Genomic DNA, 13,129 nt, shown 5'->3' on the forward strand with positions numbered 1-13,129 from the left:
CTCCTTTTCTAAAGTTCCACCTCCCACGGTGTTTTCCCAAAAATGGGTTTTGCCAAATATCCGTACACTTGTCTTTTGGGATGCTTTATCCTTTGGAAGTTGAAACCGGTCAATGCCCGGCCCAAGTTTATCTGATTCAGTCGAAGGTTCAAACAGCTGAGCTTGACCAGTACATCCGAGGCCGTGACAAAATCTTCTATGTTGTCAGACTTTTCAAAATATTTCGAGACCAGTTCCTCCTCCGTCGTCAACTTGGTGTACTTCTTGTTCCGCTCTTCGTTCTCTTGAATATCCTTAATGGAGAGTTCAGGATTAAAGTTTGGATCGGTGTAGGCGAGATAATACGCCTGTGACCATACCCTGTTGATATCTATTTCCTTCGAATACCCAAAATCGATTTTCCCCTTAAGCTCAAAACATAGCCATCTCACTGAACCCGTTTCATCATTTAAAAATGAGGCCATGTTTGTAGAGCCTACAAAGGAACATATCCTCGGTAGCGTGGTGTTCTTTTTATCGTACGGCAAGCGTTCATTGATAAAAGTCTTGGAGAAAAATGATTTCAGCGCATTAACATCTTTCTTAGATAGTACCGCCAGTTCATCCAGATTATAAAGAAAGTTTCTGCAGAGCTGTATCCGAGCGTCCTTATCGTTACTGATATCCTCGGCCATATATTCCCCCAGTTCAGAAGGGCAAAGAAATCGGCACCAAGTGGATTTACCCGAGTTCTGACCTTGGTGGGACAAAACAAAAGCCTGTTTGTTGAAGTAGTTCTTTTCCAAAGCGCATTTAATGGTACGCACCAACCATTTCTTGAAATGATAATTAAACGCTTCATTCTCATAGGTCGGTACATAGGAAGCCAGTTTTAAGATATGGTCCGTCCCGTCCCATTTCGGTAGCTGTTCAAAATACTCCTTGATAGGATTGCATTTCGGAATCCATTCCGACCGGATCAGGGTTTCCAATTTTCCGTTGGGAATATCGATGCCCGCTTTGGCCAGTTCTATGATTAATGAGTTCAGGTTCAGATATTGCCATTCCTTGGAAGCTTTGAAGGCAATCTGAAAGTCATGCGATATTTCGTTATACGTGATATCATATTTGCCCTCCAAGTATTCTATGGTATAATCATATATTGTTTTCTTCTTAGGATCAACTACATCGTAGAGACCTGGAATATTATCCGTCATAGTTTCAATCTTTATTTTTTGTTTTTAGCCAGATGTTCATTGAACTGCCGCTCCAGAAATTCATCGGATAGATTGGGTTCGCCTATAAGCCAAGTATCGATTTCTTCTTTATTGAAAAAGAGCTGACGGATGTGTTTATTGTTCCCCGTAGGTATCAGTTTTAACTGGGAAAGTTTGTAAATCTTACTTTTGGAGAGACCTGTGTATTTTACAAGGTCATCAATATTGAATACTTTTTTGGTGTGGGACAGCAGTTCTTTGATATCCTGAAGTAAGTCCACAACGTTTTCTTGCTCATTCATAATCTTTTTGTTTATGGATTAATAATGAGTAAAAGGCCTTTTACTATTAATTGTACAGGACAAACATATGACGGCAGATACAGTAAAAACAATAGGGAAATTACGTTTGCTTATAGATTGCTTTATTATTTCTCTATAAAATTAAAACGAAGTGGGTCTTAAAGGATTCCAAGAGCTTTGGAGATGTCTTTTCGCACATCATCGTAGCTCCCATCTTGGGTAGCGGAACACCATTTGGAATAACTGGAAGGAAGTGTACTTGGATTGATTTCAGAATTTTGAAAAGTAAACCGTTCCGAAATAAGAATGTTCAGGGATTCTTTAGGTTTGGTATCCATACGGAAAATTCCTCCTCTAGTAATTAAGTCTAAAAGCGTGAATAAAAATCGTATGTTCCCAGATTGTTTGTTCTTTGGAGTTTCCTTTATCACAATTTTCTGCTCTGCCGGAAGTCCGTTAACCAGCCTAAGAAGGTTCTCGATATCCTCATTATCGAAACCGAAAAAATCGGTATCGATTTTTGCTGGGATTAATTGTAAAAAAGCAAATCCTTGAACATTACTTTTGAATAGCTCTTCTGATTTGAACCATGTGATGACCAGTAACAATACCAAGGCAAAGAGTAGCGTAACAAAAAGGTAGCCCGCTATAATTTGCACTATAGAGTAATTGGCACTTGAAAATAAATAATAAAAGGTCAACGGTCCTATACCAAAAAATAATATCAGGAAGACGGAAAGTCTGTTCGTTGTTAGAGAACTATGTTTTAACCATAGTAGTTTTAACTCCTTTCGACTTTGATACAGCCAATTGGCCAATATTTCACCCAACCGTTCCATCCATTCAAGATAAGGATAAATGAAATAATAGAAAAAATGTGCTTGATCTGATGTTGTCCCTATGTTGTCCCCGCTAAAAAAAGAAAACCTTTCGATTTCTCGAAAGGCTTATTCTCACTGGGCTCCCCCTCTTGGACTCGAACCAAGGACCCTCTGATTAACAGTCAGATGCTCTAACCAACTGAGCTAAGGAGGAATTTATGTCACTTTAATATCTTAAAGCGGGTGCAAATATAAATGCTTTTTTCAAATACGCCAAACAAAAATATTTATTCTCTATTTAAATAACCATTTATACACATCATTACCATTTGCAAATAGTAATAATGCTATTAAAATAAAGAAACCGATCATCTGTGCATATTCCAGAAATTTGTCACTCGGTTTTCTTCCGGTAACCATTTCATACAATAAAAAGGCAACATGACCCCCATCCAAGGCTGGTATGGGCAAGATGTTCATAAAGGCCAGAATAATGGATATAAAGGCCGTTGTGTTCCAAAAGACAGGCCAGTTCCAACTCTCCGGAAATAGTCCGCCTATGGCCGCAAAACCACCAACTTCCTTATAGGCCCCTGTATCGGGATTGAAGATTTTCTTCATACCCTTTATATAATTACCCAAGGTCGAAATACCCTTGTCAACACCGGCTGGTATCGATTCCAAAAAGTCATACTCCTTGGTTTTTATATCAAAATAGCCCATTTCGGCATATTGCTGCATTGTCAATCCGCCAATGTGAACGCCAATTGTAGCCTCATCGCTCACCTTTGCTGTCAAGTCCACAATATCCCCACTTTTCCTTTTTACGGTTAGCACGATTTCCTTTCCCTTATTGGCTTCCAATATGGGTTTTACCTGATCTACATAAGCAACTGTTGTTCCATTTACTTTTATGACCTCATCGAAAGGTTGAAAATCCACATCTTTATTCACTGAACCTTCTGCAACATCCTTAATGATAAAAGGCAACCTATAACTCAAAAACCGTACTTTATCCTTATCCTCCGATAGGGTGGCGATAAAATCAACAGGTATATCCTGTTCAAAACTTTTTCCATCCCTTACTACGGTCATGGTCTCACCATAAACGATTTCCGGCAAAATATTCCTAAAGGCTTCGATCTTATTACCATCTACGGCAATGATCTTATCCCCTGTTTGTACCCCGAGTTTATCACCAAGGGTTTTTTCCGTAACCAAGAAACCATCCTTTAAACTATCAGCGGGCACATATTCATCACCATAGGCAAAAGCGAGTCCCACGTAGATAATAACCGCCAAAATAAAGTTCACCGTTACCCCTCCCAACATAATGATCAAACGTTGCCAAGCCGGTTTGCTTCTAAACTCCCATTCCTTGGGCTCTTCCTTCATGGCTTCGGTATCCATGCTCTCATCGATCATACCGGCAATCTTCACATAACCACCAAGGGGCAACCAACCAATACCGTAAACAGTCTCCCCGATTTTTTTCTTGAACAATGAAAATTTTATATCGAAAAACAGATAGAATTTCTCTACCCTGGTCTTGAAGATCTTGGCAGGAATAAAATGCCCTAACTCATGGAGAACAATTAAAAGGGAAAGACTTAAAAAGAATTGTATGACCTGTATAACGATTGGACTCATTTATATTTTCTAAAATTGAACGCACAAAAGTACACTTTTACAAGGTCTTACAAAAAGAAACTATGGGGACGACTTCCTTTTTATGAAATTTTTAGCAGCCATGACACTCCCAATATTTGATAAGTGAACAGGACTGATGTACCTTTGGGAAAAAATCATGCGTTCCTTTTTCGGTAAGTACAAACTATTCGCCATTGTGTTTTCGAGCATATCGATCATCATCATGGTACTCTTTTACAAGGCCCTCCAACCTAAAACCGTATTACCCATTTACCAGCCGTCAATGGTCAACCCCGATTTGGTCGACAGTACACTGCAACACGTAAAAAAGTACCACACCATAGCTGATTTTTCGTTGACCAATCAAAACGGTAAAACCATTACCCAAAAAGATTATGAGGGTAAAATCTATATTGCCGATTTTTTCTTTACCACCTGTCCTACCATCTGCCCTATCATGACAAAAAATATGGCCGGCATACAGGAAATGATCAAAGATGACGATAATGTCCTTTTGCTCTCCCATTCTGTAACCCCGGTCATTGATTCCGTTGCCCAATTAAAAAAGTATGCCCTTGAAAAAGGGGTTAACGATGCCAAGTGGAATTTGGTGACTGGCGATAAAAAACAGATATATGAATTGGCCAGAAAATCCTATTTGGCCGTTAAAACGGATGGCGATGGCGGCCCGTTTGATATGATCCATACCGAAAATTTCATCTTGGTGGACAAAGAACGTAGGATCCGTGGTTTTTACGATGGGACCAAATCAGAGGACATCGGGAAATTAATGGATGATCTTAAAATACTCAAGGCATCGTATGATGAATGAAAAAGCCTTCACGAATTCCATATCATAAAGGCTTTTGAAATATCTTTCAGAAAATATCACTTACATCCTTGATCATAAGCTTTGGCAATTTTTACCTGATCCTCCTTGGACTCTGTAAACTCACCATTTTCTATACTTTGGGCCAAACTAGAGCAACCTGCAAAATATTCTGAATTTACCCTTTCCGCTTTTTTCTCACCTAAAATCTGGAAAAAATACTGACCTACTCCTGTCAAATCCTCATATACTTTGATTTTTGCACCTTTATATATCAATTTCATATATATTGTATTGTTTAAAGCTATACCCGTCAGAGCTCCATCCGAACTATCTAACAATGGTCTTTTAGGATTTACTGGCTCATATATTGCATCATTAACAACAACTTGCTGAACGTCCTTGCATTTTAAGGATTTCGTTTTTGTCTTGCCTTTTTCGTTCACGTATTTCACATACACCACTTTAGCCGTTTTATCACCACTTATATCCATAATATTTCCGTCGGATCCATCCTCCTTTTTGGCAAAATACATGGTTAACTTACCTTCCATTTTAGAACCGTCTTCTAAAACAACATGACCTGGGGCATTTTTAATGTCATTTTCTTTTACGGCATTTTCGTTTTCCATTCGTATTAGCATGGGATCAACTTCATATGCAGCAGCATATTTACGTTCTCCTGTTGCAAGATCAAAGTTACTGGCATACGCTTTCATTTTCTTTTCAAAAGCAGATTTGGCTGCTCGTGTTATCCATTTTTTCTCTTCTAATTCAACCATACGGTCCATATATTTTTGAGCCGCATCATAATTTTCGGTCATCAAGGATAAATTATAAAGGTTCATTAAAATCCCCCAACCCACTTTCTTGCCAGACTTGTTCGAAAGGTCATACTTTGCCAAATTACTTTCCCAATAATCAATAAAGGATTGTATTTGACCCTTACCTGCACGCATTTTTTCAATGGTATTCAACTCAGCTGCAACTTTTTCAAGTGAAAGAACATTTTCTTTAGTCTCATCTTCTAGGCCATCGGTTTTTTTATCCTTGATATAATAAAACTTTTCAAATTCTTGGTTCACCCTAATATCATATAAACCATATAAAGTAGGTGCCAGAGTTTTTGTCAGATATTCGTCTCCAAGGTTACTTCTTAAAAATTCTTGAACCAAATAAGGAGAACCCTTGGCTTGGTCATCACCATTAAAAATCAGATACTTTTCCTCTTCTTCAAAGGTAAAATCAATTGTAACCGGAATGCTTTTTCCTTCGTTATTGACCTTCGCAATTATTGGCAAGGCATAGTAATGCACGCTTTCTCCTTTTGCCATTGTAAGCAATCCCATTTTGGCACTACTTTTTGGCAATATATCAATACTGTATGTTTCATTGGCCTTACTTCTCGAGATGGTAAGATTAAGATCATCTATAGATATCCCGTTTAATGCGAATAATAAATCTGGCGCGGTACTATCATCCATATGTGGTTTAAAATCCTCAAAATTCAGGCTTTTTTGAAATTCTTCTTCGGTAAATGGAAGTACCGATTTCTCCGTATTCGCAAAAGCACCCATATAGGTATTGATATCTTTTGGTGCAGAAATTTCTGCGTAACTTGGCATTGACACCTTAATGCTTTTACTCTTGGTCGATTGAGCGTAAATAGCACCTGTTCCTACCAGTAGCAATACTGCTAATGTTTTTCTCATGTTAGTTGTTTATTAATTAATTGCTTTTTCTCTAGTATTATAATATTCTAAATATCGATGACTGAAGGTTTCTTTAAATTTGCCTTCTTCATCGAAAAGATTTGTTTTATTATCTGCCCTATGGTTAGATTTACGAAGCTCTTCCGTAATAATGCCTACAAACCTTGCTTTATCATTAAAGGTCAAAGCTGTTTCATAATTCGTCCTAACTTTATTAAAAGATTCGGTTATGGCGTATAGACTTGCTAAATTTGAATGTACATAAAACTTGAAAGTGTCATATTGTGCGTAGTCATTTAAATTCTTCATTGACGTAAATTCTTCTATCAACAAATTTACCTCCTTATTAAAAGCACCACGATCGTTTACGATTTCATCTAGCTTTTCCAGATTTTTTATCCTTTTATGTAATTCATGAACCTTCTCCCCGATTTCCAATTTCTTGGTTTTTGAAATACCGTAAAATTTGATGTATTCTTTTGTATAACTTAAATCGATACGGGCACGGGCAAACCTCCTAAAGGCATTGACTGATGAAGTGAGTATTTTCTCATTAAGATAAATTGCAAGTTCAGAGGCTTTATTAGTCGCAATTATGTGTACATCTTCATCTGAAAGACTAGAAGCAAACGTGCCCAACACTTCACTATATTCAAGAGTATCAGCAGTGACAATCGCATTTTGATGGGTAATTGACAACCTAAATTCATAGTCTCCTTTAACCTCATAAATATTGTCCTTCCCCGTATATTCATGGTAAAGTTCTACATCGTCCATTTCAATCTTCAGAAGAAATCCATTATCATAAGGAATTGTTGATTTATGGTACTTATAAAAAGTAAACAACTTCGGCACATAACCTACAGTACCTGGATCATAACCTCCCCAAAGTACCTTGATATCGTGAAGTACCAATTTGTCTCCTCGATAATCATATGTATAAATAGATTTATTGGCTACTTGAGCTGAAACACCATAGACCTCACAACTTACAGGTAATGGATTTGTAGGGTAATCATACTGGTGTAATTTCAAATAGAAGCTATTAGCTTTTTGGCCATTACTGGTATTCATACCAATTATGAAGAGAAAAAGGGGGATATATTTCATGAAGTATTTTAATCCAGTATTTATTCAAATATGGAATTTTTTGTTAAAATATTATAAATTTTGTTGCAAAAGCGGTTTAAACTGTTGCCTATTTAATTCTTTAGCTAAATAGATTATGTCAAAAAGGAATTATTAAAGTCAATTATTTAATAAATTGGCTGCCTCTTTTTTCAATTTAGCTTACTTTTGCCTTACTTATAATCATTCTAAATAAAATGAGCACGAGTATTGCACATCTCAAGCGCGGGCAGAAAGGAGTCATCAGGGAATTCCCCGATGATTTTTTGCCTATAAAATTGCTCGAATTGGGGTGCTTACCGGGTAATGAAGTTGAATTGGTGCAAGTGGCACCCTTTAAAGATCCCTTATATATCAATGTAAACGGCTCCCATATCGCTATAAGACGCTCTATGGCCTTGAAGATAGAATTGGATCTTATTGAAGACACCCCAGATGTATGAGCAAACAAATCAATGTTGCACTGATCGGCAATCCCAACACTGGTAAAACGTCCGTTTTTAACCAATTGACCGGACTTAATCAAAAAGTAGGCAATTATCCTGGAATCACCGTTGAGAAAAAGGAAGGGATCTGCAAGCTGCCACGAGGTGTAAAAGCACATATCATCGATCTTCCGGGCACCTATAGCCTTAATACCACATCCCTTGATGAGAGTGTCGCCGTTGAACTACTTTTGAACAAGAATGACAAGGATCACCCTGATGTGGCCATTGTTATTTCCGACGTTGAAAACCTAAAACGAAATCTATTACTGTTCACCCAGATAAAGGATCTGAAAATACCTACCATCCTGGTAATAAATATGGCCGATAGAATGGTGCGAAAGGGGATAACTTTGGATATTGAACTGATGGAAAAAAAGTTGGATACCAAAATAGCCCTGGTCAGTACCCGTAAAAAAACCGGCATAGAGCGATTGAAAGAACTGATTGCCGACTATAAAAATCTATCTATTGCCCCAAACGTCGACACCACTGTCATTGCGCCGGAATATTTTAAAAGTTTACAAGAGACCTTTCCCAATGAAAACCTACACAAACTTTGGTTGGTCATTACACAGGATGTAAACTTTATGCCCTTGGAAAAAAAATTGATCAAGGACACCTCATCATTCAATACAAAATCGAAATCCGAACTTAAACGTCTTCAACAAAAGGAGACCATTAAAAGATATCAATTTATAAACTCCATACTCAAAGAGACTTATAAGGTTGATGTCAATGCAGCCAAAGGATTAAAGGCAACCCTTGACAAAATCCTAACGCATAAGATATTCGGATACCTTATTTTCTTTGTGGTACTACTTACGATTTTCCAAGCCATTTATGATTGGAGCAGTATTCCCATGGATTTTATAGATGAAACCTTTGTCTCAGCCAGTGAATGGGTCAAAGACTCATTCCCCCCCGGGATGCTCACCAATTTGATTGCCGAAGGAATACTTTCAGGAATTGGTGGTATTGTCATATTCATTCCACAGATCGCATTCCTTTTCCTGTTCATTTCCCTTTTGGAAGAATCGGGCTATATGAGTAGGGTGGTTTTTCTCATGGATCGCGTTATGCGCCCATTCGGGTTAAGTGGTAAAAGTATTGTTCCCCTGATTTCCGGAACGGCTTGCGCCATCCCAGCCGTTATGGCAACCCGGACCATAGAGAATTGGAAAGAGCGTTTGATAACCATATTGGTCACGCCTTTTACAACGTGTTCCGCACGTTTGCCCGTATATCTTATCATAATCGCCTTGGTGATACCGGAAGGTCGATTTTTAGGATTGGGCTACCAGGCCATGACCTTAATGTTACTGTATTTAATAGGATTTGGTGCTGCCATACTTTCCGCCATGGTCTTAAACAAGGTCTTGAAAATTAAAAGTCGCACCTTTTTCGTAATGGAAATGCCCAATTACAAACTCCCTTTGATTAAGAATGTAGCCTATACGGTTTGGGAAAAAACCAAGAGTTTTGTCTTCGGTGCGGGAAAAATCATCTTGGCCATCTCAATCATATTATGGTTCTTAGGTTCAAATGGTTTCACGGAAAAGTATGAAAATGCCGATTCCATCATCGAACATCGAATTCAAACCGAAGGCTTGTCGGTTTTCAATCAAGAAAGTATAGCCAATAATCTTGAAGCCTATAAAATCGCACTGAACGATAGCATAGCCAAAAAGGTATATACCATTGGCCCGGAACAGGTTAAAGACTCCATACATAGATTGGATAAGGAATTGTTCGAAAAGGCAAAACATCAGGAAATAGCAAGTTTTAAACTCGAAAATTCCTATATAGGCAATATGGGTAAGGCTATAGAACCCATGGTAAGGCCATTGGGCTATGACTGGAAAATCGGTATCGCACTGATTACCTCCTTTGCGGCAAGGGAAGTCTTTGTAAGTACCTTGGCCACTATTTACAGTGTGGGAAGTGACGAGGAACACACCATAAAAAACAGGATGGCGGCTGAGATGAATGCCAACACCAATAAGCCCCTGTTCAATTTGGCTTCGGGCATATCCCTATTGTTATTTTACGCCTTTGCCATGCAGTGTATGAGCACCTTGGCCATTGTTAAACGCGAAACCAATTCATGGAAATGGCCCGCTGCCCAATTGGTTTTTATGAGTCTTTTTGCTTATATTGTTGCTTTAGTCGCCTATCAAATACTGAAATAATATGGATTTATTTCAACAAATAGTGGTTTATATCATCGTAGTACTCGCCATTGCGTATATCGTGAACAAGTTCCTTTTGCCCAAATCGCTGTTTTCTTCCAAAAAAAGTTCAAAAAAAGTTTGTGGTGAAGACAATTGCGGTTGTCATTGATTTTGGCCCACCATTTTTATCCCTACCAAAATAATTTGTAACATTCCTAAAGGCAATTCGTCGTCTTGATTGATACCCTAGCTCATAATAAAAAGCTAAATGTGTCATAAAGAAAATAAAAATAGGACTGACATTTTTTGAACTATATGTTAGTTTGTTGATAACTAATCACCAATCAATCATGGACAAAATTATATTGTGGTTAATCGCCGTATTGGTCACCGCTGTTTGTAGTACGGTACAAAGCCAAACACTAACCTCACGGATTCTGGATTCCGTTACCCAGGAACCCATACCCTATGTAACCGTACAATTGAATAAAAAAGGGGTAATAACCAATGAGGAAGGCCGCTTTAGTTTTCTCTTGGATGAAAATATCTCAGAAACCGATTCCCTCTTCATTTCATGCATCGGTTATGCATCGATTGGCAGACCCTTGAAGGAATTCCCTGATAATGTAATTTACCTGAGTCCAAAGGCCATAGAACTCAACCCGGTTATCGTAACCAATAAAAATTACTCTGCCAAGGAAATCATAGCCTTAGTGCAAGAAAACCTTGATAAGAATTACAATAAAGATCTTAGTAAAAAAAGATTGTTCTTTAGGGATTCTTACTTTCAGAATTTTTATAAAACCGACTATACCTTCCTAAAATCGACAATAAAGGAACTCAATAAAAAATTCTTGGACAGTGTTCTCAGCACCATCCCGAAAAAATCGAGTTATTATACCGAGATTCTCTGTGACCTATACGGTAAGTACGAAGGTGAGGACCAAAAAATAAATATCCTCAAAGCCTCTGAACTCTATGATAAAAGCAAAGAGCTCGATTATGATGAATTAGAGAAAAAATTCAACGAGATCGTAAAATCGAATATAAAAAGGGACTCTTACTTCAAAATCAAATCAGGATTGTTCGGTGCGAAGATCAAGGAAGAGGATATTGATGGAATCTTTGAATCCGATATCGATTCCACAGATCAAGCTGCCTTGAAAAAGGAATTGGATGAGAAGAAAAAAAGGGAAGAAGAGCGTAAGACCGATTTTGCCAAATACCGAAAAAATAGCATTGTAGGGATGCTACAGGACCTTTTTTATTTAGAGGATTCCCCCCTGAATTTCATCAACAAATCCAGAAAATACGATTTCACCATAAAAGACTTTACCTATATGGGCGATGATCCCGTTTATATATTGGAATTCGTACCTGACGGCAGTGCCGATTACAGCGGAAAACTCTTTATCAATGCCGATGATTTTGCCGTAATGCGATTGGATTATGAAAATGTAAAACCCCTGAAGAAATTCAATCTACTGGGCATCAGCATGAAACAATATTTAAGGAAGGGTAAAATAATCTTCAGCAAATCGGAGAATGGCAAATACGACCTGCGTTTTCTCGAACAGGAAGAGGGCACTAAAGTGGGAATTCGTAGACCTTTGAAGATCATAGAAAAGAATAAACATGTCAAAGGCAGGAACAAACAAAACGAACTTTCGGTTAAACTGGATATGGGTACGGCTGGCACAAATAAACGTGAACTCATTGTATTTGATTCCAACCCAATATCCACTGCGACCTATGAGGCATTTACAGAGAACAATGCCGTTTTGCCAACATACATGCCAAGTTACGACCCGGAATTTTGGAAGGGCCAAACCATTATAGAGCCTAACCAAGCTATTCGTGAATTCACTTCTACAGAAGAAACAGCAAAATAGTCCTTAGATTAGATTGGTAATGAAATTATAAAACAGAAGCCCCCAGCCTATCACCAAAAGCAGTCCGCCTAAAGGTGTTACAGGGCCAAGGAACGCCATGTTCTTTCCTTTGGACTTCCCTATCACCAACAGATAAATACTGAATGAAAACAATAGTATACCAAAAGTAAAACAGTAGATCATGTATCGCTGTACATCAGTATCGAGGTTAAGGTTAAAACTCAAGACCAATAACAAAATGGCGTGGTACATCTGATATTTTACACCGGTTTCAAAACTTTTAAGCTGGTCATCGTTCAATGACTTTTTTAAGGCATGGGCCCCAAAAGCACCAAGAATAACCGCAAATAAACCGAGAAGGGAACCAACAACCTGAGCGAAAAGAACCATTTGAAAAATTTTAGCCCTAAGATAATTAAACCCTTTGGAGTTAAAATAGCTTTTTGTCTTATTCGTGCCTAAATGAAATGGGAAAGTCCGTTTTTAAAACCAATTCGCACTTGAACCTGCCCTACTGGGCACTATCGATTCTTTGTTTCAGCAGATTGAACAATTGTACTGTTTCTAGACTATCAGCGTAATTGATATAGAGTTTTAAAGAATCATTGTACACCAACTTGATTTTCCGGTTCGATAGGTTATCGACATATACATTGACTTTCTTATCGGTCAACGAATCCTTGAACTCCCGAAAAATCCCCTTTTCCTTTTCCCAGGCCGAAAACCCGTTCAGCCGTTCCATCGGGGGAATCTTATCGATCCACAGCACACTATCCAATTGTGCATAGCTGATTTTCTTATAATAAAATCCGGAAAGGATCTTAAGTTTATCCTGTTCTACCTTTGTCCAATTTTTATAATGGGCAAGAAAGGCCATAAGGCTAACAATGACGGTTAAAACCATGACCACATTCCAGAAGGGAAATCCTTTTTTCACTAT

Annotated in this window: 13 protein-coding genes and 1 tRNA gene; 5 read left to right on the top strand and 9 right to left on the bottom strand. The window is 38.1% G+C overall.

Annotation, left to right across the window (positions count from 1 at the left end):
• Nucleotides 1–8: 8 nt before the first annotated feature.
• The 5 genes from LX92_RS00090 to rseP all read right to left on the bottom strand — a co-directional run bounded on the left by LX92_RS00090 (nucleotide 9) and on the right by rseP (nucleotide 3,969).
• The gene (locus LX92_RS00090; protein ID WP_109648254.1) at nucleotides 9–1,196 is read right to left on the bottom strand and encodes a VapE domain-containing protein; all 1,188 of its coding nucleotides are present in this window, start codon (nucleotides 1,194–1,196) and stop codon (nucleotides 9–11) included.
• Between the two features lie 11 nt (nucleotides 1,197–1,207).
• A complete protein-coding gene (locus LX92_RS00095; RefSeq protein WP_109648255.1) occupies nucleotides 1,208–1,498 on the bottom strand; it encodes a helix-turn-helix transcriptional regulator in 291 nt (96 codons plus the stop codon).
• Between the two features lie 158 nt (nucleotides 1,499–1,656).
• Nucleotides 1,657–2,337 (bottom strand): hypothetical protein, encoded by a 681-nt coding sequence (locus LX92_RS00100; protein WP_109648256.1) that lies wholly within the window; start codon nucleotides 2,335–2,337, stop codon nucleotides 1,657–1,659.
• 122 nt (nucleotides 2,338–2,459) lie between these two features.
• Nucleotides 2,460–2,533 (bottom strand) — tRNA-Asn (locus tag LX92_RS00105).
• 80 nt (nucleotides 2,534–2,613) lie between these two features.
• The gene (rseP, locus tag LX92_RS00110; RefSeq protein WP_109648257.1) at nucleotides 2,614–3,969 is read right to left on the bottom strand and encodes an RIP metalloprotease RseP; all 1,356 of its coding nucleotides are present in this window, start codon (nucleotides 3,967–3,969) and stop codon (nucleotides 2,614–2,616) included.
• A 157-nt stretch (nucleotides 3,970–4,126) separates the two neighbouring features.
• Here rseP and LX92_RS00115 point away from each other — a divergent pair, with 157 nt between their 5' ends.
• Nucleotides 4,127–4,801, top strand: a complete 675-nt coding sequence (locus tag LX92_RS00115; protein WP_109649007.1) for an SCO family protein — start codon at nucleotides 4,127–4,129, stop codon at nucleotides 4,799–4,801.
• Between the two features lie 56 nt (nucleotides 4,802–4,857).
• On the opposite strand, the gene LX92_RS00120 is transcribed toward LX92_RS00115, so the two are convergent.
• Both LX92_RS00120 and LX92_RS00125 read right to left on the bottom strand, forming a co-directional pair.
• Nucleotides 4,858–6,510 carry a hypothetical protein gene (locus LX92_RS00120; protein WP_109648258.1) on the bottom strand — a complete coding sequence of 551 codons (1,653 nt, stop codon included), beginning with the start codon at nucleotides 6,508–6,510 and terminating at the stop codon, nucleotides 4,858–4,860.
• Nucleotides 6,511–6,522: 12 nt separating this feature from the next.
• Nucleotides 6,523–7,620 (bottom strand): hypothetical protein, encoded by a 1,098-nt coding sequence (locus LX92_RS00125; protein ID WP_109648259.1) that lies wholly within the window; start codon nucleotides 7,618–7,620, stop codon nucleotides 6,523–6,525.
• Nucleotides 7,621–7,835: 215 nt separating this feature from the next.
• Here LX92_RS00125 and LX92_RS00130 point away from each other — a divergent pair, with 215 nt between their 5' ends.
• The 4 genes from LX92_RS00130 (at nucleotide 7,836) to LX92_RS00140 (ending at nucleotide 12,189) form a co-directional block, all read left to right on the top strand.
• Nucleotides 7,836–8,081 carry a FeoA family protein gene (locus tag LX92_RS00130; protein WP_109648260.1) on the top strand — a complete coding sequence of 82 codons (246 nt, stop codon included), beginning with the start codon at nucleotides 7,836–7,838 and terminating at the stop codon, nucleotides 8,079–8,081.
• Nucleotides 8,078–10,315 (top strand): ferrous iron transport protein B, encoded by a 2,238-nt coding sequence (feoB, locus tag LX92_RS00135; protein ID WP_109648261.1) that lies wholly within the window; start codon nucleotides 8,078–8,080, stop codon nucleotides 10,313–10,315. Before LX92_RS00130 ends, feoB begins: the two co-directional genes overlap by 4 nt.
• A 1-nt stretch (nucleotide 10,316) precedes the next feature.
• The gene (locus LX92_RS22340; protein ID WP_170117770.1) at nucleotides 10,317–10,466 is read left to right on the top strand and encodes a hypothetical protein; all 150 of its coding nucleotides are present in this window, start codon (nucleotides 10,317–10,319) and stop codon (nucleotides 10,464–10,466) included.
• A 181-nt stretch (nucleotides 10,467–10,647) separates the two neighbouring features.
• The gene (locus LX92_RS00140; RefSeq protein WP_109648262.1) at nucleotides 10,648–12,189 is read left to right on the top strand and encodes a carboxypeptidase-like regulatory domain-containing protein; all 1,542 of its coding nucleotides are present in this window, start codon (nucleotides 10,648–10,650) and stop codon (nucleotides 12,187–12,189) included.
• A 3-nt stretch (nucleotides 12,190–12,192) separates the two neighbouring features.
• Here LX92_RS00140 and LX92_RS00145 read toward each other — a convergent pair whose 3' ends face one another.
• The gene (locus LX92_RS00145) at nucleotides 12,193–12,579 is read right to left on the bottom strand and encodes a DUF423 domain-containing protein (RefSeq protein WP_109648263.1); all 387 of its coding nucleotides are present in this window, start codon (nucleotides 12,577–12,579) and stop codon (nucleotides 12,193–12,195) included.
• A gap of 121 nt (nucleotides 12,580–12,700) precedes the next feature.
• Complete coding sequence (locus LX92_RS00150; RefSeq protein WP_244915912.1) at nucleotides 12,701–13,126, bottom strand: hypothetical protein; 426 nt, start codon at nucleotides 13,124–13,126, stop codon at nucleotides 12,701–12,703.
• Nucleotides 13,127–13,129: the final 3 nt, after the last annotated feature.

Source organism: Maribacter polysiphoniae (assembly GCF_003148665.1).
Classification (GTDB): Bacteria; Bacteroidota; Bacteroidia; order Flavobacteriales; family Flavobacteriaceae; genus Maribacter_A; species Maribacter_A polysiphoniae.